Annotated in this window: 22 protein-coding genes and 1 rRNA gene; 12 read left to right on the top strand and 11 right to left on the bottom strand. The window is 50.5% G+C overall.

Annotated elements, in window-relative coordinates:
• Positions 1-239: 239 nt before the first annotated feature.
• The 4 genes from K3T83_RS29895 to K3T83_RS29880 form a co-directional block, all read right to left on the bottom strand.
• Positions 240-1,726, bottom strand: a 16S ribosomal RNA gene (locus K3T83_RS29895).
• A gap of 764 nt (positions 1,727-2,490) precedes the next feature.
• Entirely contained in the window at positions 2,491-3,363 is an 873-nt protein-coding gene (locus tag K3T83_RS29890) for a prephenate dehydrogenase (protein WP_220206575.1), read from the bottom strand.
• A 203-nt stretch (positions 3,364-3,566) separates the two neighbouring features.
• Positions 3,567-4,352 (bottom strand): hypothetical protein, encoded by a 786-nt coding sequence (locus tag K3T83_RS29885; protein ID WP_220206574.1) that lies wholly within the window; start codon positions 4,350-4,352, stop codon positions 3,567-3,569.
• Between the two features lie 8 nt (positions 4,353-4,360).
• Positions 4,361-5,605 (bottom strand): GTP-binding protein, encoded by a 1,245-nt coding sequence (locus tag K3T83_RS29880; RefSeq protein WP_220206573.1) that lies wholly within the window; start codon positions 5,603-5,605, stop codon positions 4,361-4,363.
• A gap of 452 nt (positions 5,606-6,057) precedes the next feature.
• Between K3T83_RS29880 and K3T83_RS29875 the strand changes: the two genes are divergently transcribed.
• Positions 6,058-6,330: a hypothetical protein gene (locus K3T83_RS29875; RefSeq protein WP_220206572.1), complete on the top strand. Its 273-nt coding sequence runs from the start codon at positions 6,058-6,060 to the stop codon at positions 6,328-6,330.
• Positions 6,331-6,739: 409 nt separating this feature from the next.
• Here the strand turns inward: K3T83_RS29875 and K3T83_RS29870 are convergent, their stop codons facing one another.
• Both K3T83_RS29870 and K3T83_RS29865 read right to left on the bottom strand, forming a co-directional pair.
• Positions 6,740-9,151: a tetratricopeptide repeat protein gene (locus tag K3T83_RS29870; protein ID WP_220206571.1), complete on the bottom strand. Its 2,412-nt coding sequence runs from the start codon at positions 9,149-9,151 to the stop codon at positions 6,740-6,742.
• Positions 9,151-9,615: a toll/interleukin-1 receptor domain-containing protein gene (locus K3T83_RS29865; RefSeq protein WP_220206570.1), complete on the bottom strand. Its 465-nt coding sequence runs from the start codon at positions 9,613-9,615 to the stop codon at positions 9,151-9,153. Before K3T83_RS29865 ends, K3T83_RS29870 begins: the two co-directional genes overlap by 1 nt.
• Positions 9,616-10,192: 577 nt before the next feature.
• On the opposite strand from K3T83_RS29865, the gene K3T83_RS29860 reads away from it, so the two are divergent.
• The 4 genes from K3T83_RS29860 (at position 10,193) to nth (ending at position 13,430) form a co-directional block, all read left to right on the top strand.
• Complete coding sequence (locus K3T83_RS29860) at positions 10,193-11,314, top strand: toll/interleukin-1 receptor domain-containing protein (RefSeq protein ID WP_220206569.1); 1,122 nt, start codon at positions 10,193-10,195, stop codon at positions 11,312-11,314.
• A gap of 155 nt (positions 11,315-11,469) precedes the next feature.
• Positions 11,470-12,318, top strand: coding sequence for a ParA family protein (locus K3T83_RS29855; protein WP_220206568.1), 849 nt, complete (start codon positions 11,470-11,472; stop codon positions 12,316-12,318).
• 21 nt (positions 12,319-12,339) lie between these two features.
• Positions 12,340-12,702 carry a Rho termination factor N-terminal domain-containing protein gene (locus tag K3T83_RS29850; protein WP_220206567.1) on the top strand — a complete coding sequence of 121 codons (363 nt, stop codon included), beginning with the start codon at positions 12,340-12,342 and terminating at the stop codon, positions 12,700-12,702.
• A gap of 44 nt (positions 12,703-12,746) precedes the next feature.
• Positions 12,747-13,430: an endonuclease III gene (gene nth / locus K3T83_RS29845; protein ID WP_220206566.1), complete on the top strand. Its 684-nt coding sequence runs from the start codon at positions 12,747-12,749 to the stop codon at positions 13,428-13,430.
• 43 nt (positions 13,431-13,473) lie between these two features.
• Here the strand turns inward: nth and K3T83_RS29840 are convergent, their stop codons facing one another.
• Positions 13,474-14,403: a diacylglycerol/lipid kinase family protein gene (locus K3T83_RS29840; RefSeq protein WP_220206565.1), complete on the bottom strand. Its 930-nt coding sequence runs from the start codon at positions 14,401-14,403 to the stop codon at positions 13,474-13,476.
• A 133-nt stretch (positions 14,404-14,536) separates the two neighbouring features.
• Complete coding sequence (locus K3T83_RS29835; protein WP_220206564.1) at positions 14,537-15,574, bottom strand: RIO1 family regulatory kinase/ATPase domain-containing protein; 1,038 nt, start codon at positions 15,572-15,574, stop codon at positions 14,537-14,539.
• A 595-nt stretch (positions 15,575-16,169) separates the two neighbouring features.
• Here K3T83_RS29835 and K3T83_RS29830 point away from each other — a divergent pair.
• A complete protein-coding gene (locus tag K3T83_RS29830; RefSeq protein ID WP_220206563.1) occupies positions 16,170-16,388 on the top strand; it encodes a hypothetical protein in 219 nt (72 codons plus the stop codon).
• 8 nt (positions 16,389-16,396) lie between these two features.
• Here K3T83_RS29830 and K3T83_RS29825 read toward each other — a convergent pair whose 3' ends face one another.
• Entirely contained in the window at positions 16,397-16,924 is a 528-nt protein-coding gene (locus K3T83_RS29825; RefSeq protein ID WP_220206562.1) for a pentapeptide repeat-containing protein, read from the bottom strand.
• A 201-nt stretch (positions 16,925-17,125) separates the two neighbouring features.
• Between K3T83_RS29825 and K3T83_RS29820 the strand changes: the two genes are divergently transcribed.
• The 6 genes from K3T83_RS29820 to K3T83_RS29795 all read left to right on the top strand — a co-directional run bounded on the left by K3T83_RS29820 (position 17,126) and on the right by K3T83_RS29795 (position 23,493).
• Positions 17,126-17,626 (top strand): GNAT family N-acetyltransferase, encoded by a 501-nt coding sequence (locus K3T83_RS29820; RefSeq protein ID WP_220206561.1) that lies wholly within the window; start codon positions 17,126-17,128, stop codon positions 17,624-17,626.
• A gap of 197 nt (positions 17,627-17,823) precedes the next feature.
• On the top strand, positions 17,824-18,582 hold the full coding sequence (locus K3T83_RS29815) for an SGNH/GDSL hydrolase family protein (protein WP_220206560.1): 759 nt from the start codon (positions 17,824-17,826) through the stop codon (positions 18,580-18,582).
• A gap of 10 nt (positions 18,583-18,592) precedes the next feature.
• The gene (locus tag K3T83_RS29810) at positions 18,593-21,775 is read left to right on the top strand and encodes an ABC transporter permease (protein WP_220206559.1); all 3,183 of its coding nucleotides are present in this window, start codon (positions 18,593-18,595) and stop codon (positions 21,773-21,775) included.
• A gap of 20 nt (positions 21,776-21,795) precedes the next feature.
• Positions 21,796-22,473, top strand: a complete 678-nt coding sequence (locus K3T83_RS29805) for an ABC transporter ATP-binding protein (RefSeq protein ID WP_220206558.1) — start codon at positions 21,796-21,798, stop codon at positions 22,471-22,473.
• Positions 22,474-22,774: 301 nt separating this feature from the next.
• A complete protein-coding gene (locus K3T83_RS29800) occupies positions 22,775-22,969 on the top strand; it encodes a hypothetical protein (protein WP_220206557.1) in 195 nt (64 codons plus the stop codon).
• A gap of 341 nt (positions 22,970-23,310) precedes the next feature.
• A complete protein-coding gene (locus tag K3T83_RS29795) occupies positions 23,311-23,493 on the top strand; it encodes a helix-turn-helix domain-containing protein (RefSeq protein WP_220206556.1) in 183 nt (60 codons plus the stop codon).
• Between the two features lie 87 nt (positions 23,494-23,580).
• On the opposite strand, the gene K3T83_RS29790 is transcribed toward K3T83_RS29795, so the two are convergent.
• Positions 23,581-23,934, bottom strand: a complete 354-nt coding sequence (locus K3T83_RS29790) for a peptide chain release factor family protein (RefSeq protein ID WP_236065020.1) — start codon at positions 23,932-23,934, stop codon at positions 23,581-23,583.
• Between the two features lie 95 nt (positions 23,935-24,029).
• Positions 24,030-24,287, bottom strand: a complete 258-nt coding sequence (locus tag K3T83_RS29785; protein WP_220206555.1) for a hypothetical protein — start codon at positions 24,285-24,287, stop codon at positions 24,030-24,032.
• Positions 24,288-24,304 lie beyond the last annotated feature (17 nt).

Below are 24,304 nucleotides of genomic sequence, written 5' to 3'. Positions count from 1 at the left end.
TGATGGAATGGTTCTCGGTTTCTTCTCTTGCTGAAGTCCTCAGCAAAATTGAAGCAATATCGTTATGCAGTTGTTCAAGTACATCAGGTGGGAATATGATCCCCAACCCCTGGAGAGTGGAAACCCTACAGTCTGCCATGCCAGGTGTGTGCCTGTTCATGCTCGTTCCTGACCGACCTGGAAGTCGATGAGGACTGGATGAACTTCTTGAAGAAGCTCGCCTCATCAATGCTCCCTAGAAAGGAGGTGATCCAGCCGCACCTTCCGGTACGGCTACCTTGTTACGACTTCACCCCAATCACCGACCCCACCCTCGACGCCTGCCTCCCGGATGGGTTAGCCTGGCGGCTTCAGGTGTTGCCGACTTTCGTGGTGTGACGGGCGGTGTGTACAAGACCCGGGAACGTATTCACCGTGATGTGCTGACTCACGGTTACTAGCAACTCCAACTTCATGTAGGCGGGTTGCAGCCTACAATCTGAACTGAGACCGGGTTTGCTGAGATTGGCTCCCCCTCGCGGGTTGGCGACTCGTTGTCCCGGCCATTGTAGCGTGTGTGTCGCCCAGGATGTAAGGGCCGTGCTGACTTGACGTCATCCCCACCTTCCTCCACTTTGAGAGTGGCAGTTTCGCTAGAGAAATCCAACTAACGACAGGGGTTGCGCTCGTTGCGGGACTTAACCCAACATCTCACGACACGAGCTGACGACAGCCATGCAGCACCTGTGCTTGCGTCCCTTGCGGGCACGCCCCGTTACGGGCGGTGCGCAAGCATGTCAAATCCTGGTAAGGTTCTTCGCGTTGCATCGAATTAAACCACACGCTCCGCTGCTTGTGCGGGTCCCCGTCAATTCCTTTGAGTTTTAATCTTGCGACCGTACTCCCCAGGCGGACCACTTATCGCGTTTGCTTACGACACGTAGGGGGTCGATACCCCACACATCTAGTGGTCATCGTTTACGGCCAGGACTACCGGGGTATCTAATCCCGTTCGCTCCCCTGGCTTTCGCACCTGAGCGTCAGGTACTCCCCAGGACACTGCCTTCGCCTTCGGTGTTCCTCCGGATCTCTACGCATTTCACCACTCCACCCGGAATTCCGTGTCCCTCTGAAGCCCTCAAGTCTCTCAGTTTTCAAAGCACTTTGGCAGTTAAGCCACCAACTGTCACTCCAAACTTAAGAGACCGCCTGCGTGCGCTTTACGCCCAGTAACTCCGGACAACGCTTGCCCCCTACGTATTACCGCGGCTGCTGGCACGTAGTTAGCCGGGGCTTGTTCCTCTGGTACCGTCCTTACTCGTCCCAAAGAAAAGCAGTTTACAACCCGAAGGCCGTCATCCTGCACGCGGCGTTGCTCGGTCAGGGTTGCCCCCATTGCCGAAAATTCCTCACTGCTGCCCCCCGTAGGAGTCTGGGCCGTTCTCAATCCCAGTGTGGCTGATCGTCCTCTCAGACCAGCTACTGATCGTCGCCCTGGTAGGCCTTTACCCCACCAGCTAGCTAATCAGCCGCAGGCTCATCTCCCGGCGCCCCCGAAGGAGCTTTCCTTCGTGCGAAGGATATGCGGTATTGTCGGCGATTTCTCGCCGGTATTCCTCACCCGGAGGTAGATAACCCACGTGTTCCTCACCCGTCCGCCACTCCCTTATTGCTAAGGGCGTTCGACTTGCATGTGTTAGGCACGCCGCCAGCGTTTATCCTGAGCCAGGATCAAACTCGCCATCCAATTTCTTTATCATGACCATCATCGCTCGGACGATGGGCAAAGGCATGTCAAGTTGCGATCCAGCTCAAGTTACAATTACTTGGCTGTTGTTCGCAGAAACTCTTGTTTGACAGGAACTATGTGCATGTGACATCACATCTCGACACTAGTTACTGTATGGTTTTCCACTCTTCAGTTGTTAAAGACCTTACGAGCAAATCAGTTCTTTGTTCTGATTACTCACCACCATCGAGCATTTCGCTCGTTCGTTTACTGTAGCAGTATTATCACATAACTCTGGTTCTTTGTCAAGGGTTTTTTCAGGAGATTTTTTATCTCCGAAAATTTCTGTTCCCTTGCTTTATCGCCCACAAAACCGCTGAAATTGCTGGCTTGATTGCATTTATAATAAGCACAAAAAGCCACACAGAGCCAGAGGCCGTGTGAATAAACAAAGGGGAAAAAGAAATGTCCCTTGAGGAACCACATTATCGTGGTACAAGCTACAAAGACAGGAGCATCTCACAAGATGATTGTCTTTTGTAAACAGCCTGGATAGTATCTCACCGGCCAGCAATTTTGTCAAGAACAAATCCACTGGTCCCAGCTTCAAGCTTTTACTTGAAGGCGATCCTTTCCCGGGCGAGACGCATTCTCGCATATTTTCACGAGGCTGTCAAGAGGGACTACTGCTTCTGAAAAACAATAAGCAGGCGACCCTCTTAATTATCTGACCGCCAATTCAGCCACCTTGCTAACACTTCCTGAGAAACAGAACCACATTGTTACTCACTCATCTCATCATAGGTAGCCTGCCAGCGCTGGCGTGTTTGTTGAGCATCCGCAAACGTATCACCCAAGCTACGATCATGAGCAGCCACACGTTTGCGCAACGTCTGCAATGAGGTGATATACTCGTCCAGCCAGTGCGTAATCGACTCGCTATTTGTCAAACAGATATCGCGATACATTTCAGGGTTGCCAGCTGCCAGACGAGACGCATCGCGGAAGCCACCTGCTGCCAGAAGGGAGGCGTCGCTCCACGCCGGGCCATGCGACGCCGCATCAACCAGGGCAATTGAAGCCAGAAAGGGCAGATGGCTCACGCTGGCAACCTGACCATCATGCTCAACCGGCTCAAGAAAACGGACACGCGCTCCAAGCACCTCTACCAGTTCGCAGACTTTACTGACAGCGCCGGGACGTGTCCGCGCGGTGGGCGTTAAACAATAGATCCGATTGTGGAAAAGTCGAGCATCCGCCGCCTCAACTCCGCTCAACTCCTTCCCGGTCATGGGATGTCCACCAACAAACGAAACAGAAGAGGGTAAAAACTCCTCTGCCCAGGTGATGACTTGAGCCTTTGTGCTGGCAACATCCGTCACCACAGCACCAGGAGTCAGGGAGGGAGCAATATCCTGCAATAACACCCGCATTGCCCCAACAGGAGTCGCGAGAATTACCAGTTCAGCGCCACGAACGGCATCTGCTAGCGAACTGTAGGACTGATCAATCGCCCCGATCTTACGGGCGCGATCACAAACTCCCTTGCCCAGATCATATCCAGCGACTTGCTCAGCAGCTTTCCTGGCGTGAAGAGCCAGCCCTATAGAGCCTCCAATCAGCCCAAGACCAACAATAGTCACACGATGAAACATAGACATCACCTTATCTTTACATCATAAATTGGCGATACACATTATGAGAGCGCGTAAATAAGATGCAGGAATTATAACGCCGATAAAACCTTCTTTCAATAAGCGAGAAATTTCTGCTATCATCAGGCAAGCACATAGCGATAAATAAAGGCGACAGGAGGCAAGGACTCACCATTTGCTGTCTTGATGGCGAGTCCTTTTATTTAGAAATAGACGCGGTCTTCCAGCCACGCTGCTCCATCAGGACCAAGCACCGAAGCGAGCATAACGGTTACATCTTCGCTCAATAACGTTGCTTGCTCCCGACGATAGAGGGAGAGGAAACGAGGCAGGATATCAGGGCTATAGGTCGCGAGGAGATCAGCCGCGAACTGTTCCAGAAGGAGTTCGTAGCACAGATACGCTTCGGGAGAGGTATCCTCATACCAATCAAATCCACGTACGGTATCGGGGGTTTTCCCGTCCGGCTCTGGCTCAAAGATTTCAGCATACTGCTCGTGGAGATCCTTATTCACCACGCCCTGCACATGATCGAGGCATTGAGAGAGCCATAAAGCGGCAAATTTGAGCTGCCACTCGTCGGCCCACAGGGGATATTCTTCCGGCCAGGGACGCAAATCAGCCTCCACAAAGGCCAGTGTCAACTCGTGGTACAACATATAAGCCAGCTTCTCTTGCGTCATCTCACCAAAGATAAGATCAACTTCAGCAGGGATCACAATGCTGGGAGGAGTGGTCGCCTCCGTCCAGTAAGGATGGGGATATTCATCCTGATCGGCCTCCTCATCATGAGGGGCCAGGGACCAATCAGCAGGAGCAACCAGCACTATCTCTAGCTCAGGCATAGGTTGGCCCAACAATTGCGTCAGGGCTTGTCCGGCCTTCTCAATAGTCTGATACGCCCAACGAGCGCGAGCCTCCTCACCAGCCGGATAATAGACGGTGAGAGGCTCAGCCAATGTCTCATAATGTTCATATGGGAAGAGCATTGATGAGTTTATGCCGTCCCTTCTTCTAGTTTCTCTTGTTGAGGTCCATCCAACAAAGCCGCTCCATTTTTCCCATTAAACGACGTTGAGGACGCATCACGCAACTCTTTCAACCCGTTCCCTCTGCGGAAACGCTGATAAAATTCATGGTAAAGCAGTTTGAGACGAGCAGGGTTAATACGCCTGCCGCCCTCATAATATTCCAGCGCGACCTCGCCGATCGACCATGTAGCGGCCCCTGCAATTGCACCCGCGATAAAATCGCCTCCAAACGGAACGGCTTTTGCGGCCTGTTGCGCCAGAAAGCGCAGGCCCAATCCACTCAACATCGTTGCAATCAATTCGCGTGCATGCTTCATCGCATCGGCAGTATCCAAAGGTTCTCCATAGAGAGCGGCTAGGCGCAGCACCAGACGAACCTGAGTACCGAGCACAATCGGAATATCAATGAAAGGAATCGGCTCCATACCGGCGGCAAGATTAACCAGTGTTGAGTTCCGAATAATACGTTGAGCAGCTTCACGGCGATACGTCGGCAGCTCGCGTCCAATAGCGAGAGCAGCTTCCGGGCTGGCATGGATAATGGCAGGAATCAGCTCTTCAGCAACATTCTCGCCGGTTTTGGCCGAGATGGGGATGACGCCAGGAGCCTCTAGTAGTACCGCTACCTCTGTTGCGAACTGATCGCCGCTCTCGCCGCCTTTGAGAGCATCAACCTTGTTCACCGCTATGATGACCGGCTTCTTCATGCTCTTAATGAGGCCATACAGCGCACGATCTTCCTCCTGTAACCCTCGTGACGCATCAATGAGAAACACGATCACGCTGGCCTGGTCCATGCCGCTTTCCATGACATCAGGCAGATGTCCAGGGGTATCAACCAGCGTGAAAGGACCGAAATCGGTGCGTACAAGCGTGCGGGTCGTGCCTACCTGTGGAGAAACAGGAGAGAGATTTTGTCCCTTAATTTTGTTAAAGAGAGTACTCTTTCCCGTGTTTGGCTGCCCAACAACCACAACAGTATTATTCAACCCCTGAAGCACCTCTTGCTGAGCCTGACGCCAATTGACAGCGTTCATCAAACCCTGCACCATACCAATATTCGCAGGCAAATTCTTGACTGCACTCGCCCCTATCTCACGCAGTGTCATCGGACGATCCGTTTTACGTAAGAGGCTGGCAAGCGCTTCTCTCTTTAATCGTTCCTGCTCTTCTTCATCTTCATCTGAATACTTGCGTTTGTTATTAGCCACGCTCTCTGTCCTTCCCTGGTACAGTAAGTCTCGTCTCCAGCGAAAACTCACTACACATCTACTTTGAATTATAGCCATGTTTGCGAGTAAGAGCAAACTATCCGTCTCCCTCTTCTCATTGTATGTACGTAGCAATGACGAAATGGGCGACAAAACAACACATAGTAATTACGGTTGAGCCGGGAAGTTTGATGTATTTTTTGCCACGTTCAAGCTAATCCAATGATATTCCGCAGCAAACAGCAAGCCTATATGGGAAAATATCCTCACAATCTTATTATTTTTATAGTTTTATTGTATTTTTAAACATAAAACAGATTTATAGATTGCTTTCCAGCAAAAACGATATTTATTTATATTTATACTTGACGCCACCCTCAATTTCTGACATACTCAAAGAAGCTACGTATGAGTTTCTTTCCACTTAGTATCATGGACGAGAGGCATCTGAAATGGGAAACACGCCACGAAATAACACAGCAGAGCGGGACTACCATGCCGGTTTTTCGCGTATCATGTGGTTTGCTAAACAGGCCAGGTTGCGTGGTTGGAAAACGACGGATCGACAACTTGTGCATGAAATCATGCAGCGCGAACGAGCAGCTCAGATCCGAGAAAAAAGCTCCTTACCCATCGTTGGTCCAGAGGTACGCTCTGCCGCCTGGAATCGTGGTCAAGCGGATGCATTGCGAACTTTGTTACAAGCACAACGCGAACGTCGTTAAATGAGGTTATTCCTTGTAGGAAAATGCTTCATAAGCGTACAATAATAGACAGGTAGGAAGCAGAGTCTTTTGCTCCCTACCTACACATAAACTTCTTATACTATCTTCCTCTCGACTTGACATTTTTCTCCGCTTTCGCCATAATATTCTCTCATTAGGAATAAATTTGCTTATTATCTTTCCGCAGGCGGCAGAGTATATGGCACAGGTTGTTACCATTATCAACTTCAAGGGAGGCGTTGGCAAACCGACCTGCGCTTAGAAGTCACCAGAAACAACTTCATCCATCAAGAGGGCAGATCGTAGAAACATGTTTTGTCTGCCTATATTAAAGAAGCAGATACTATACTCGTCGTCGAAGCGATCGATGTACAAAAGTTGTCTCGTGTTCATGAACCCTTTCCCCGTCTCACGCCGTCTCTTCCCCCTCTCTGAGATGCCTCTGATCTTCTTGTAGGTCTTGAATGGCTTTAGCTCGTGCCTCCATTTCATCGGCTTTTCTGTTCCGTTTGGCTTTTCTCAACATGAGTGCATAGTTTAGTAAAATCTTTACAGTCGTTGGATGTTCTGGCCCTAGCGCCTCAATGATGATGCGTAAAGCTCTTTGAAAGAGGGGTTCAGCATATTTAAAATTACTTTGATTGCTATAGGCTAAGGCAAGATTATTGAGGCTAAAGACAATATCCGGATGTTTCGCTCCCAACACTTTTTCGCCAATTGCCAGACTTCGTTTATATAGCCTGATCGCCTGATCCCTTTTCCCTTGCGCTTCATAGAGACCTGCCAGATTGTTTAGACTCATTGCCGTGCTGGGATGCTCTGGTCCCAACGCCTCCTCGCATATTGTCAGTGAGCGCTGAAAGAGCGGCAACGCCTCCTCGTGCTTACCTTGCTCTGCATAGAGTTCCGCTAGGTTGTTTAGACCCATTGCCGTGTCGGGATGCTCTGCACCCAATACTTGCTCATAGATCGCCTGGGCACGCTCACAGAGCGGCAACGCCTCCTCGTACCGGCCTTGCTCCCTACAGAGACCTGCCAGGTTGCCTAGACTCGTTGCCGTGTCGGGATGCTCTGGTCCCAACACTTGCTCACGTATCATCAGCGCACGCTCATAAAGCGGCCGCGCCTCCTGATACTTCCCTTGCTCACGATAAAGTTCTGCCAAATCATTCAAACTATGAGCCACATCCGGGTGTGCCACTCCTAAGACTTGTCCACGTATTGTTAGCGCGTGCTGATACAATGTCTCGGCTTGCGCATACCGAGCAAAGTGATGATAGGAACGTGCCAAATGATTCAGGCTGGTTGCCACATCAGGATGGTGTGACCCCAACATCTTTTCACGAAGGATCAATGCACGCTCATAGAGCGATTGTGCTTCCTGATATTTGCCTTGCAGCCGAGCAAGCTCTCCCAATGTATTGAGCGTATGGGCAACAGCAAGCTGATCTTTTTCGCCCAACTGCTCCTGTATTGCAAGTAACTGCTGCAACATGACCTCTGCATCGTGATAATGTCCTCGATCATGAAGGTAGTGGCCCGTGACATCCAATAACCGAAGAGCTTCTGGTGTCACCATGCGGTAGTACTCGATTGACTCGGCACACACTTGGGCATGAGCCAGCAGTTGTTGGCAGCGCTGCCAAGTCTGAGAGGAACTCTCAGGAAAAACGCGATTGACGAGGCACACCGTGCGCTCTGCCCACTCTCGTTGGACAGATTCTTCCAGGCTCTCTTTGAGGACTACTTGCACTAGTCGATGGATACTGAGCGTTTTCTCGACAGCATTGCGGTAAAGAAGAGAATAGGTAAACAACACCTCCATCGCTTCATCACGAGCAAAGAGATTCTCGGCAAGCGGCTGCAAGGCAGGCGTGAGTTCTTCTACGCCCTCAGTGATGAGTTTCTCTAGGATCGCATCGGGATGCAAAAAGGCACACAAGCGCAGAAGATCGGCTGCGGCGGCATTGGTCTGCTCGACCTCGATAAAGGAGAGAGACCAGGTGGCGGCCACCGAATCAGGATGCTCAGGACTCACACTGCCCCGTTCTTGTAACAAGCGCGTGCGTCTCTGTTGATACCGCTCGATATAGCCCTCCAGACCACACTGCGTTCTCTCTATATACGCACCTGCTTGATCAAGGGCTAGAGGCAGTTTCCCAAGCAACTCGTTGGCAATCCTTGTTGCCAGTTGACGGGTTCGTTCATCAAGCACATCGAGAGCAACCCCCTCAGCAAGTTGCCCACCCCGGCGTAACAAGAGCTGAACCGCCTCTTCTGGCTCCAGAGTGCCAGGCTCCACTTTGAGCAACAGATTATTGCTCATCATCGAGCGAGCGGTGAAGAGGACGTGACCCTGGATGCCTGACGGCAGCAGTAGGCGCGTCTTTTCCAGATCTTGCACATTATCCAGGATGCAAAACCAATGGGTGTGTGTCTGCATCCAGCGCTTGACGGCTGCGAGCGTCATCGTCTGATCGACATCATCTTTTGTAGGCAAATCCAAGAACTGGGCCAGCGTGACTAGATTAGTCACCAATAGCTCATGAGTATCGGCTTGCAACCAGAACACCGAGGAGTATTCCTCCCGATAGCGATAGGCATACTCCAGAGCCAATTGCGTCTTGCCAATACCTCCCAGTCCACTTAACACCACTGGCCGATGAGCAGTCGTGGGCTTTTGCGCGTTCAAGAGATCGTGTACGTGCAGCAGCAGCGTCTCACGGCCCGTAAAATAAGGGTTGCGCTCGAAAGGCACCTGCCAGTGTGACACCTGCTGTTCCCCCATCAAGGTGGTGTCTGAAGAGGTTGATGGGGGCATTAAGGGTTTGCTGCATTCCTGGCTTGTAAATCGTTTATCGCTCGGCGAATCCCTTTCACCACATTCCTGTACGCCTCATCGGAGGAAGGCCACCGGCTCACCGGTTTGGCTTCATCAGGCAGCACTTGCACCTTCGCAAAGGGCGCTCCCTCCCAATCAGTAGGACGCAGAATGATCGGGATCACCCGCGCTTCATGACGCTCATGGCGTTTGAGCGCACGTTGCAGCTCTACACTATAGCAAAACGAAGAGGCCATAAAATCAGCGCTAATGAGTAAAAGGATAATTTGAGCTGAATCGAGGTGAGTAACGATCTGCTCTTCCCACGGCGTGCCTGGGACGATGTCTCCATCATACCAGTCCGCAATAATTTTTTGATTCCTCAAATTACTTAAATGGGTTGCCAGCTTCTCGCGCTGCTTTTTGTCTTTATGGGAATAGGAGATAAAGACTTCAAACGACATGGCATTCCTCCTGGATCTTCTCTATACACGTTGAGAGTATACATCGAAAGAAAGGCGTTGTCATCAAAAACAGGCAGAGAGAAGGACATCCTTCTGCACTCTCAACTGGCAGCGCGTTCTCATTGTGTTCTTCAGAGGGTGAACAGCAAAGAAGCGTCTCTAATCAAACAGACGTGGTGTCAGGCGCTTTTCAAAAAAGTCTGGATTTCTTTTCATAGAATGCATCAAAGACTACTCTCTGGTTCATGGGTATATGAATGCTTTCATCTTAGCGGTCTATTCCCTCTCTGGTAACAGGAGGCCACCTATCTTTCTCCCAGAAGGCTTCTCAACACTGCTGAAGCCGAGAAGAACTCATTCAAATTAATCAAGGATTTACCAAAACCTCTCTACGAGAGAATATCAAAATTTCTCTCAGGATGCCTTCTTCCCAAAGTCAAGCGCTTCTCTATTATTTATTTCCAGCAATGGCAGTAATCTGGCATGTAGCTGTGACTAATATATGATAGATTTTATCTGTATATTTTTAAATTATAGCGTTTGGAGCGTTAATCTTAGTAGAGGGAGAACAGTGTCTATGGCTCGTAACAGCTCCAAAGATTTTTTTATCAGCTATAATCACGTTGACCGGGAATGGGCTGAGTGGATCGCTTGGCACTTAGAAGATGCTGGATATCATGTAATCATGCGAGACTGGGATTTTCGGCCTGGCTCGAATTTTGTCTTACAGGTCCAGAAGGCATCCCAAGAAGCAAAACGTACAATCCTGGTTCTTTCTTCCAACTCTTCCAATGCGTCTTTTAGTCAGGCAGAATGGGCTGCAACCTTTAGAAATGATCCCAACGGAGTCCAGGAGCTACTTATTCCAGTACGTGTACATACCTGTGAACCAGAAGGTTTATTGGGATCTCTCGTTGACATTAACCTGATTGGATGCGATGAACAGGAAGCAAAAGAGAAGCTCCTGGAGGGAGTAAAAAGTGGTTCCCGTCACAAACCGCTTCATGCGCCACAATTTCCTAAGCATACCATACGTATCCAACCGCGGTTTCCCACATCCCCTGACCTAACGAGACAGCCACAAGTGTCTTCGTCTTCCAGTCGTGTGCGAGCTTCCGTATCCCATCGATCTCTTCCACCCTCTGATACCATTTTGCCTCCTCGATCTGATTCTGAGCATTCGATTGCCTCCTCAGAATCAGATAGCAATGCTCCTTCACCCAGAGTGAGACGGCAGGCAAAAAGAAGCCGCACTACATCACAGACATGGCTAATTTTCTTAGGTGCAGGCATGTTTGCCACTATGATAGTGTGGGTGATTGGCTCTTTTACCTTAGCATGGGGGATAGATCGGTATAATGACCTTCGGTATGGAACGCCTCGTACATTTCAGACTGATGCCTGGGTAGGTCATAACGAGCAGAGTAACCGTCCCAGCCATTTCATTGTTACGAATTATCGCCGGCAGATTGTTGTCTGTGAACTTGAAGGAGGAGACGCCCGGAAGATCGTGATTTATTCAACAGCTATCCCTATGAATGAAGATACAACACCTGCTACCCTCACCTTCCGTGATACAAACAACGACGGTAAACCTGATATGGTTATCACTGTCCACTTTAGTTCTGGAAATCGAGACTATATTTTTCTGAATAACGGTAGTACATTCGATAGCTCGCCTTTACAAGTTAGCTTCTAACTTCCCTTTAAAAAGGCTCGTTACCTGCAAACTCTATCAGCAGGTAAATGATTTCCTGCCGATACAACGATCTGATAAACGGCACCGTCCATCCTTTTCTGTTGCCAAAACCTATCTTTTCATCATAATGCTTCGCAGCACTGCAATGAGAGGAGATGGATCGAAAAAGCTGGAAATTTGCGCAGGTCGGCAAAACCTCTTGCTCGATTGAGATCGCAACAGCTCTGGCTCGACACTATGGCCGTCGCACGCTGTTGATCGATCTTGATCCCCAGGCCAGTTCAACCTTCTTCGTTATGGAACAGGAAAACTGGAAGCTCTGGAAAGAGAGCAAAGGGACAACATATGATCTTTTTGAGCAGCGAGGCAAAGGCTTCCCAATTCAGGACGCAATCGTCCGCGACGTACTCCAGACGAAAGCTGCTGTCTTTGGCTTTGATCTACTCCCTTCGAGTCCTGAACTGGTAGATGTAGATCTACGACTGACCGATTTTATCGGCCATGCCATTCTACGCGACGCTCTTGAACAGGTGCGCGATCAGTATGATTACATCATCTGCGACTGCCCCTCTAATTTCAATCCAGTCACAAAAAATAGCTTATGGGCAAGCGACGCATACGTGGTTCCAACGGTGCCAGATTTTCTCTCGACCTATGGCATCGGCCTGCTTCAGCGCTCAATCAATAAATTATTTGCACCAACCACGTCCCATCATGCGATGTCTGGCCCTGTGCTGGGAGGGATCATCCTTACGCGCATAAGAGCCAATGTCCTGCTCCATGCAGCATATTGCGAGCAGGTGCGCAGCGACTATCCCGGCCACGTCTTCAAACACACGATCAGCGATAGCATCCTGGTGGCAAACGCCGCCGATAATCGTCTACCGATCAGCGCAATCTCTCTCCCCAAAGGATCAGAGATTAAATTGCAGGACCAATTTAAGGCTCTGGCAGGAGAGTTTATCAGCCGCATTCATCATATTCGTTCACTGAAACGCAGCTAAAGGTAGAAGGAGAAGAGAAGCATGAATACACGTTTCACAGTAGCACAATTGGAACAAATGAAAACACATGAGCTGGCTGATCTGCTTGCAAACGTGGTCCTGGTCCTACGTCGTATGCCCAACGTCGAGTGCAAACAACTGGGCCAGTTGCCCGAAACCGTCCAGTTGCCAGCACTATCCATATCGTCTCCAGAGCCAACCCCGGTCTCTAACAGCATCACGGCGGAAGATTTACAAAGCAAGACTGTGCCACAACTGAAAAAGATTGCGACCGAACTACATGTATCGTATACTGGGAGAATCAAAAAGGACGAGTTGATTGCCAAGATTCTGTCAAGGCAAGCGAAAGGACATAGCGAGCAATACGCTATTCAGCATCTTTAAATTAACTTCATTAAGAATCTGGAAGTGAGACGACACAAAAGCTTATGGAAGGTACAGTATCAACAGTTTATACGGGGCCAGAGACGGGATCGCCAGAGCAAGTACATGCTATTATTAGTGAGCTACGTCGTCTCTATCCTGATGCAAAATGCTCGCTCAACTACTTGAATCCCCTGGAACTCCTCGTAGCAACACAGCTCTCGGCCCAATGCACCGACGAGCGCGTGAATATTGTGACACAACAGCTCTTCAAGAAATATCGTACGGTCGAAGACTATGCAACGGCGAAACAGGAGGAGTTGGAGCAAGATATCCGCTCAATCGGCTTCTACCGCAACAAGGCCAAAAATATTCGGACCGCCTGCCAGCGCATCATTACAGAGTACGGCGGAGAAGTACCACGCACAATGGAGGGATTAGTCAGCCTGGCCGGGGTAGCGCGCAAAACCGCAAATGTGGTTCTAGGCAATGCCTTTGGGATCGTGGAGGGATTTGTGGTCGATACACATATCGGACGCCTTTCCCGGCGCTTTGGCTGGACCAGCAACGAAGATCCCGTAAAAGTCGAGAAAGACCTGATGCGTATCATCCCTCAACAGGACTGGCTCGACCTCTCACATCTCCTCATCTTTCACGGTCGAGCAGTCTGCTATGCCCGTAACCCGCAATGCGAACGCTGCACGCTGGTTCCACTTTGCCCATCAGCATTTATTGCGAAAAACAAATAAGGGGGAGCATAGCAATACATCATAGATAGGCGCTTATGGAGTGTTATATTCTCACAGATAACGCTCCCGGCAAGAGCTGTACATCAAAGCGGCTCGCGCTGGAGGTTTCGCCATCCACACCCATCATCACCGGTCGCCGACTCTCAATATAGACGGTTTTTGCGCGATAAAACGCAACTTCTGGTTCCTCCCCATGCTCGCCTCTCTGCACGACGGGCAATAACTTGAGTGCCCGCAACAGGGGTGCATATGAGATAGCGCACACATCGAGCAGGCCGTCGCTGGGATTTGCAGCGGGATTGATACGAAAACCAGCCCCATATGCCGGTCCGTTCGTTACTGCCAGCAGGACATAGTGGTGAGGCTCAGTCTGTTTGTAGACATCAGCACCATCCAGATGAAAGGTCAGCCAGGGGCAACGGTGATAGCCAAAGAGCAATCGAGACAATGAGGAGCCATAATAAAGCCTGGCCCCACTCATAAAGGGAATCTTTTTCAGCCGATTCGCGGTCGCAGCAATATCGGCATCCAGGCCAACACTGAATGAATTCACGAAATACAGGCCATTGACTGTCCCAACATCGATCTCTATTATATCGCCATGTAGAGCGCGTTCCAATGCCACAAGAGGATCGCGCGAAAGGCCAAGCGTATTACAGGCAAAATCATTACCAGAACCCGCCGGGACAATCCCCAGAGGAACACGCCTCTCAGCAGCGGCTGCTGCTGTTAAAATTCCGTTCACGACCTCATTCACGGTGCCATCTCCACCAACAACAATGATCGCTCGCCCAGCGCTGGCCGCCTGCATCGCACGTTCTCTAGCCTCCCCAGCAACGCTTGTTTCAACATATTCTACCTGCTCCTGAGCCAGGCGACTCTGCATAACGGCACGATGAGCAGCCATATTGCCCCGATTCGCGGTGGGATTAAACAGCACAAGAGGATGGTTTGAAGGCTCCGATGTCTCCATTGGCAGTACTCCTCCTTGAGAGTTTATCTTTTATGCACTGCACGATTGTATCATCTTCCCTCGTTCTCTACAATTTGGTTGTAGATGGGACAAAGAAGATTATAGTTTTTCCATTGCCCCATCACCACAAACACTACGAATACGCTTCAATCGGTCCCATATAGCGCGTCCATATCTCCGTCGCTAGCACCACAGGATTAGCTGCAACGCCATAACGAGCAAAGTAGTAGCAGACACGCTCGATATCGCGCAGGAAGAGCGCAAAAGCCGCCTCCGAGTTGTGACCTGGATCAACAGCCTGGGCAAAGTCAATGAGCGTCACGGAACCCTGCCAGTAGAGTATATTATATGCCGAGAGATCACCGTGTATGCGGTCGCAGGCAAGACACACCTCTATGTCATGCATAATGCTCTCAAAGAGTAACGGAGCCTCCTCTTTGTCCAGAACAACCTCACGCAAGAGCGGCGCAGGCTCGTTGACGGCTCCAATATACTCCATCAACACGGCATTACCAATCTGAGAGATCGGTTCCGGCACACGAGCGCCACGCTGGTAGAGCTGGCGTTGTGTTTCAAATTCATACTCAATCCAGGATGAAATCTGCAACGCACGCCCCTGCTCATTTTTACGCATCAGCCCACGTCGCCCTCGATTACCACGAATAGTCTGTCCCTCGCCACCGTGCTGTATCCTGCTTTCACGGTAGATAGCATCATTCCGCAAACTACGGAACATACGAGGTCGATAGACTTTTGCTGCCAGATACTCTTTCCCGGTGGAAGGGTGAGCAGTGCAACAGTACACAGAGGCTTCCTTACCGCTCTTAACCATGTGTACAACATCCGTGATAAGATCCTCTTCATAGAACTGAGAAAGTGAAGAGAGAACCCAGGAGGCATCGCGCTGAGAGGCAAGAAATGTTGGATGAAAGGCGGGTTTCACCTCACTATCTTCGCTTGTCTGAGACTTTAACCAGCGCTGAACATCAGCGTTACTTTCATAGCTGGCTTTCTTCGTCGGCTTTGTACCGGATGAGGCATGACGTTTCGTTTTTATCTTTACAAAAGACTCTTGTTCGTCATCGAGATCGTAGTCAATAGTATCGTTCACAGCATATACTCCTTCTAAATGTTCATTGGCCTGCAAATCTTGTTTTTCTGAAAATGCCATGCAGTTCCACCTTGCTTGTGAACACACTGTTTGTGAGAAGAGATCTTGCCTCTAAAGGGGATATACTCCACAACAACAAACAGCAGCCATGAGGACATATACTCATAGCTGCTGAAGAGAATATCGGCAAGCCATAGGGCAACGTTCCTCACGACGAAAACATTACAATGAAGTCACGAGACTGAGCGCCCTGTAGTTAAAGAAACTGAAGGATTGGATGAGGGGATATCACATATCGCGGAAACGATACATTACAGTCATATATCACCGGCAAAATGTGCCGAAAATATGACAGGAAGAGCCAGTTATTCAGTTGAACCCCAGGATACACTCAGATGAGCAATGCCTTGCTATTGCTCAAAACAGAGGAAAAGATACTGATTGCCATGTATTGTACCTCCTGGTAATTCTTTCAAATAAGAGTAACATAGAAGCCACGCAAAATCAAGCAGAACTTGTGGCTTCCTCATCTGCATGCAGCACTACCACTCATCCACTATAGTTAGTATGATCACAGTATGGTTGGCAAACTTTATTTGCGTCCCGTCTCCTGCGTCTCAATAGTAGAACACTTTTCGCCAGAAGGAGGCTTTTAATGACCAGCCGAACGTCATCATTGCCGCACATTATTTGTCTGTCCCTCGTAGTATTGGCTTGCATCTTCTTCGTAATCGGGCTGGTTCGTATATTTTCGGACGCCTATCTCAACGTCGAGGCCATCGCCTACCTGTTTGACGGCGTCCTCTTTCTCGTGAGCGGCGTCCTGATCTTCTTCTCTATCCGTGCCTTCAGAAAAAAGTACAACGATTCATAGACACATATCTATGGCTTATCAATAACACCCTCCCAGGATACTCCCTGAAAATAGGGGATATCTTCGGGAGGTCTCGTCTTTTTCAACTGCTCCGCCGTGATCAGCGTTCCCTTCAAATTAGCAACTTTGAACAATGCATTGGTCACATCGGCATCCCCCAGGTTCGCACCAGCCAGATCCGCGTCTTGCAGGTTGGCATCAAGAAGCATCGCATCTTTCAATACTGCTTCCGTCAGATCAGTTTTTTGCAGGCTGGCACCGCTTAAATCCGCTCTCGTCAGATTGGCAGCGTGCAAGATGGCGTTATCAAAATTAGCCCCAACCAGATTGGAGCCGCTCAAATCCGCTCCTGTCAGATCTACCGCGCTCAACTTCGCACCGCTCAAGTTGGCACGCACAAAGTCAGCTCCATTGAGAATAACTCCAGTGAGATCGGCCTCGTTGAGATCAGGCTCGGTTTCAGGATGTTCCTTCCTCCACGTGTTCCAGTTCGCAATCCCCTGCTTCAATAACTCTACCTGCTGCTGATTTGCCATAATAGTTCACCTTCTAACATGTAACGTAAAACATAAGTTACGACAGGACATGCGTTCTGTTTTCCATCACGGGACACGTTTCACCATCGACAAACGATACACTCTCCCCTTGCACAACGCGGCACGAAGAGGTTTGTCCGCCCCCAACAATCATGCTACTATTAGCACTATGACACAACAACAACCGCTCATGGAGGCACAATGAACGTAATCACCCGCCCACTGGTAAAAGATGACGAGCCATTTCTCTGGCAGATGCTCTATTATGCCGCGCGTATGCAGGAAGACGGCGCGACCTCTCCCGAACCTGCAAAGACCAATCCCGATCTGAACAAATATGTCGAAGCATGGGGACTCCCAACCGATATGGGTCTGCTAGCCCTTCATTCAGAACATCACCAGCCAATAGGCGCAGCCTGGTTACGTTTACTCATCGGCGAGAAGAAGACGATCAGCTATATCGACGATCAGACGCCGGAGCTGGCCATAGCGCTACTCCCCGATTATACCAGCCTGGGCATAGGCACCCAGTTGCTCACCCGTCTGATTGCGGAGGCCAGGCAGGTCTATCCCGCCATCGTGCTCAGCGTGCGTACAAATAATCCCGCTCGCTATCTCTATGAACGCGTGGGCTTTCGCACAACAGATGCCGTTACAAATCGGGTAGGAAGTAACTCGGTGAATATGCTGTTGCGCTTTTAACAAACACTTCGGTTTTATCACTCTCAGCCTGCGACCGCTATGATACTCCCAATGCGGGAGACCATTCAGGCTATGCTCTCCCGCTGCACACGCGCAAACGTATTCCATAGCCCCGATATCTTATGATATAATTTCAGCGATTATGACATACAGTGACAACCATTGATAGCCACTAGAAATGCGACGAGATCATGGCGGTGCGCAGGCAAGGAAAAGTAGAATATTCGCAATACCATCGCCCTATGCGCTACGGAGTGCTACTTTTAACGCTATTGCTATGCTTCTTGAGCGGCTGTGGCCTGCTGCCAGCGCAGACCACTAACAAGCGAGATGCAACACCGCAAACCCGACACCAACTTACCTATGTGGCGATAGGTGCTTCTGATACGTTCGGCTTCGGCAGCAGCGATCCATATAACCAGAACTGGGCTACCGATCTGGCTGGAAAACTCGGTCCGCGCTACCATCTCATCAATTTAGGCATCCCATCGATGCACCTGCATGATGCACTCACCAGTGAACTCCCGGTGGCGCTGGATGCGCATCCCGATCTGGTCACAATCTGGCTCGCCGTCAACGATCTGGCCGACAATGTGCCGGTACAAAGCTATGCTCGTGATCTGGATATGCTATTACAGCGTCTACAAGCAAACAATCCACAGGTACACATTGCTATAGCGAACGTGCCAGATCTGACGCTGCTACCCCATTTCGCAAAACAGGCAGCCGCAGATCCGCAGGCGCTACAGCAAAGCATACTTGCCTACAATACAGTCATCGCGGCCGCAGCCAGGCAACACCACACTATCCTGATCGATCTTTCACAAGAGCGCTACGATCTGCAACATCATCCCGAATATATTAGTGATGATGGTTTGCATCCAACAAGATTGGGTTACGAACAGTTGGCCCTGATCTTCTACGAAGCGTTACAGACAGCAAAATATATCAACTGAGCAAGGAGCTATGCAACAACTCTTCGGCATTCCACTGGATACGCTCAGCGTCATACTTGCAGTCGCCACAGTGATCATTATTGTGAGCGTAGCGGTTATGGCCTGCACCCAGCGCATATTTTTTACCATCGGGGTGCGCAATATCCCCCGCCGTCGCCTGCAAATGGTGCTGATCGTCTTCGCGCTCATGCTTTCAACGACGCTCCTTTCAAGTACGCTTGCGACAGGCGATGTGGTCAATGGAACAGTGCAGAGCGTGACGGTTGACAATCTGGGAGATGTGGATGAGATAGTGGAGGGGAGTCGCAGCCCGTTCTTCGATGATTTTGTCTACTATCGATTAGCCAATCACGCGAAGCGGAATCCTGATATCGCGGCGGTAGGTGCAGCAATGGTCGAAAACGATCTGCTGATCGCTGATGTTACCTCGCGTCAGGTGCGCTCGAAAGTAACGGGGCTGGGGATAATCCCCAATAGCGAGACCGGCTTTGGCGGCATGCAACAGGTCAATGGCACACAACGCCTGCGCATTGCCAGCCTCGAACAGAACGAGGTCTACCTCAATAGCATGCTTGCTCAATTGCTGAACGCTCGTACTGGTGATACACTTTATCTCTATGCTCAGCGCTGGCGAGGACAACGCTACACGCTCCATGTGCAGGGTATCGTGGCAAATGGAGGGCTGGCTGGCACCAAACCGTCTATCCTGACGCCTGCCAGCACGTTTCGCGCTATAGAACATCGTCACGACGATATCACCCAGGTCTATATTGCCAATCGCGGTGGTGGCGGCATCAAAGGCGTGGGCCTCTCGGATCGCGTAACTGAGGCGATTGAAGAGGGGCTGCCAGGAGGCTTGCTTGTTCGTCAAGCCAAAGCTGATAGTGTCCAGGCTTCGCAGCAGGCGCAGGACATTTTCGCACGTATCTTTGCCCTCTTTTGCCTTTTTGCCCTCTCCATCGGCCTTCTGTTGATCTTCCTCATTTTCGTGCTGCTGGCAGCTGAACGACGGGCCGAAATGGGCATGGCACGCGCGATAGGGGTACAGCGAGGCCATCTTGTGCTGATGTTTCTCTTCGAGGGAACAATCTACGATCTGATCGCTTCGTTTATTGGTCTAACAGTTGGTATATCAGTAGGGGCACTGCTCATTTACTATCTAGGACCAGTTCTATCACAGATAGGCTTCCCACTGACGTTGACATTTCAGCCGCGCAGTCTCGTCATCGCCTACTGCCTGGGCGTTATCTTTACTTTCGGTTCGGTGGCGATCTCTTCCTGGCTCGTCAGTCGCATGACCATCGTCGATGCCCTGCGCAATCTGCCAGAAAGCGAACGAGCACACACCACATTAACAGATATAACTATACGACTTGCAAAGCGCTGGCGGCAACCAATCAAGGCAACTCAGCGCATCAGCATAGTTGCGCAACAGTTGCCGGAGATGCTGTTTGAGCTGATCCGTACCCTGGTGATGGTGGGAGTATTGCCGCTAGTGGCTGGCTACTGGCTGGTTCAGTACGGGTTACAGAACACAGAGATTCTGCCGTTCTCGCTCGGCATCTCGCTGCTGCTGCTCGGCGGCGGGCTGCTCCTCAAGACTGGTGTAGAGCGCATTCTGCTGCGATTTGGCATCGATAAAAAGCGACTGCTCTATCGCATCTTCGCAGCTGTGGTGGGGCTGAGCATCCTGGCTTACTGGGGACTGCCCTTTGATACGCTCGCTCAGTTTGGCCTACCCCGTTTCGAAGGCGGCATTGAGGTGTTTTTCATTGCTGGCAGTATGATGGTCATCGGCGCAGTCTGGGCTATGGTTGCCAACGCCGAACTGATCGTGGTGCCACTGCTCAAGCTCTGCTCCTGGTTTCCCAGACTGCACTTAACGGCACGGCTAGCCTCGTCGTATCCGCTCCATCATCGTTTTCGCACTGGCCTGACCTTGCTGATGTTCAGCCTGGTTATTTTTGCAATGACTGTCATGTCCGTTATCACCAACGCCATGCAAAACACCTATACCAACATTGACGTGCAAACCGGCGGCTACGATATTCAAGCTATCGGCTATTTTAAGCCAATCACCGATATTCGCGCGGAACTGGCCAGTCGTGGCATCGATCCTAAAAAATTTGCTGCCATTGGTGTGCGCACAACGACGGTCACGGGTGCCATCCAACCTAACGCTCCTGCTCCTGCATGGCGCATCTACCCCACACAGGTTGTTGATGGCGGCTTTTTACAGGGGTATGGCCTGAACCTTGTTGGCAGAGCAAAGGGATTTAGCAGCGACAAAGCTGTCTGGCAGGCGCTCCAATCGCATCCAAACTACGCCCTGATCGATGACGACGCACTCCCTTATCCTCCCAACTATCTGCCACCCGTCTACGATCCTACCGCTCCACCACCCGACGCGGCAGGCTCACCCAAAGATCCTCCAGGGCTGGATTCCTATTATGCATTCAGCATGAACGGCATCTACCAGGGCGACACCAGCTTCTCTCCCCAAACGGTCTGGGTCACTGACGAACAGAAGCGAGCGCTGAAACTAACAATCATCGGCGTCGTTGATAATAGTGATAGCAATCACTTTGGTCTCTATGTGAATCATGCGCTCTATGGCAACGTAACGGTCGATCCTGAGCATCCAGACACGCAGGCATACTATTTCAAAGTGGCTCCGGGACAGGATAAACGTGCATTGGCACTCGCGCTGGGATCAGCATTTCTCGATCACGGCTTAGAAACAACTGTTCTCGAAGATGCCGTCTGGCAACAGCGTGGACCGCGCATCCTCATCAGCGATGTACTGTTGGGCATGGTAGGCATGGTACTACTGCTTGGCGTGGCGGCGCTGGCCATTATCGGGACACGTGCGGTGATAGAGCGTCGTCAGCAGATCGGCATGCTGCGGGCGCTGGGGAGTGGTCGCCGCCTGATCCAGAGCGCGTTTCTCTGCGAGGCTTTTCTGGTTGGCTGCATTGGCAGCCTGCTTGGTCTCGGGCTGGGTTTGATCCTGGCGCGCAACATCTTTGCCGTCGATTTCTTTGAGCAATTCAATACCAGCCTGGTATTCAGCGTCCCCTGGGAACAACTCGGCACAATCATTGGCTTTGCGCTTGTCGCCTCACTGCTGGCCGCACTCCTTCCAGCATGGCAGGCGGGACGTATTACGCCAACCGAAGCGCTCCATTATTAAAAAAGCAGGAAAACGTAGCAATGCAAAAGCCTTTTATCATTGAAGCGCGTAACGTCCAGAAACTCTATCGCAGCGGTCAATTACGTGTGGAAGCGCTCCGGGGGGTCGATCTAACGGTGACAGCCGGGGAAATGGTCGCAATTATGGGTCCGAGCGGCTGTGGCAAAACAACCCTACTCAACTGCCTCGCCGGACTCGATACTATTGATGATGGCGATGTTTTGATCCAGGGGGACAGCCTGCGCAATCTGGGCGATCAAAAACGAACGGCCTATCGCGCTCGACACATGGGCTTCATTTTTCAGGATTTCAACCTCTTACCCACACTCACCGCCGTTGAAAACGTCGAGCTTCCCATGTTGATCTCCAGAGTACCAGGCCGCAAGGCGCGCAAGCGTGCGCTGGAAATGCTGGATATGGTCGGGCTGGCGGACCGCTCACGGCACCGTCCGGCAGAGCTTTCAGGAGGACAACGCCAGCGCGTCACCATCGCTCGCGCTTTAACAAACGATCCCGCTATCATCTGGGCCGACGAGCCAACGGGAAACCTTGATAGCGAAACGGCAAAGGAGATCATGGACATGCTTTGCCGCTTCAACAGCGAACATGGGCAAACATTTGTCATCGTAACCCATGCATTAGAAATAGGAGAACGCACGAATCGCATCATTCATATGCGTGATGGACAGATCATTTAAGATGATCCAACCAGTACCTCTTAATATTGCTAATGGCAGCGCAAAAAATTTCTGCTATACTCTTGCATGAATCCAGTGATATCAACGCTAACGGCTTGGCCGGAAGGAGAGATCCAGCACCCTGCACGCTATATATTCGAGCAACAGATAATCTGTACATTATCTGTACTGTAGGAAGTGGATAGATACTGCAAGTTGTACTCAACAAAACAGTTGCATTTCTCCATTGAGGGCTGTAAAGTTACTCCAGATAAAGGTGAAGCGTTATTCACAATGATCTTGTACAAACGGGTGGTGAGATATGAAGAGACCAAGATGGCCCCAACAGGCTTATCAGCGTCGATTAATGAAAAAGCGCACCGCGAAACAGCGGATACACGAACTGTTACGCGAAAATACGCTACTAACTGTTGAGCAACTGGCACAAACAGTAGGATGCCCCAGAGCCTATGCACGAATCTGGCGCAAAAACTTTTTCGGGCTAGAAAGCGAATGAAGAACGCGCTTGAGTCAGCACTCAGGCGAAAAAGAGAACAGTGGATGTACCGTTGCCTGCTACATCCACTGTTCTCTTTTTTATGTGTGATAGCGCCTGACTCAAGCTACGTCAGAGGGCGCATCCACCCACCAGAAGAGAGAGAACAGGTTAATAAACTACGAACAAATTCTTTCTGTTATAAGCTTGCTATGTCTATCTCATTGTAATTACACCGTGCAACGTTTTTCTCCTTTTAGACGTATTAGAAGAGATATCCTCATACTGGAGAGAATATTTGGGGAGGAAGCAAACCAGGGGTGTTTGTGCAGGACACCACATACATATATAGGAGGTAAGCGATGAATGATCTTTTAACCGTCTCAGAAGTGGCCCAGATTCTTCGCGTTGATGAAACAACGGTACGTCGCTGGGTGAAAATAGGCGCATTGGAGGCCGTTGTGCTGCCACATGTCAACAAGAGACAGGCCTACAGGATCAAAAAAGAAACGCTGGATAAGCTGCTGACAAGTACTGCTGCCTGATAGCCCCACCAGCAACATGAAAAGCCCTCTTGCCATCTCTCTCTACAAGGGGGCTTATTTTTTATCTCTTTTCCATGGCGAGAAAGACTACTCATGGGAATTGACCGATGTAGTGCGCGACTGTTTGAGCAGGCTGTTACGACGTTTGGCCTGTAAACGGCGTTCGCGGCTGGCTGTGCCGGGGCGCGTCGCAATGCGAGGAGTTCTACGATACTGCAATTTCTGAAGGCGCTCGGCCAGGCGCTCAAAAGCTCTTTCGCGGTTCGCATATTGAGAACGCCGCTCGGTTGCTGTGACCGTTATTCCACTTGGACGGTGCATCAGACGTACGCCCGTCTCTACTTTGTTGCGATGTTGTCCACCAGGACCGCTGGCAATAAAAAACTCTACGTCGCTATCGCGTTCCAGCGAGGCGCGATCTGTTGGATAGTGTTCCGTCACAATCTTCTCCTGCTTGCAAGAATATGCCCTCTATGATACGCCCTGGCAGGTATCAGGCGCAACAGGTATCGCTGCGTTTTCTTTCAGAAAACGCATCAAACCTTCTCAATTGGCGGCGGGGGTTCAGAGGCATCAACATCCACAGCCAGATCGCTCACAGTTGGAGGCTTTGTTGCCTGGCGAGTCGTATAACCTGCCCGCTCCCAGATATGTTCGCTTTGCTGGCTATAATCGGTAAGCGCCTTCGTCGTCCCGCCCAGAACTTCGGCCACTGTCTCGAACAAAGCCTGCGCTTTCGGATCATTGACGCGCGCTATGTCGGCCCGGCATTCTTGTTGAGCTTCCAAAAGCATATGGGCAATATGTTCTG

The organism is Reticulibacter mediterranei (genome assembly GCF_016587455.1).
The sequence above is the reverse complement of the archived record's forward strand: the minus strand, read 5'-3'. Positions and strand labels throughout refer to the sequence as shown.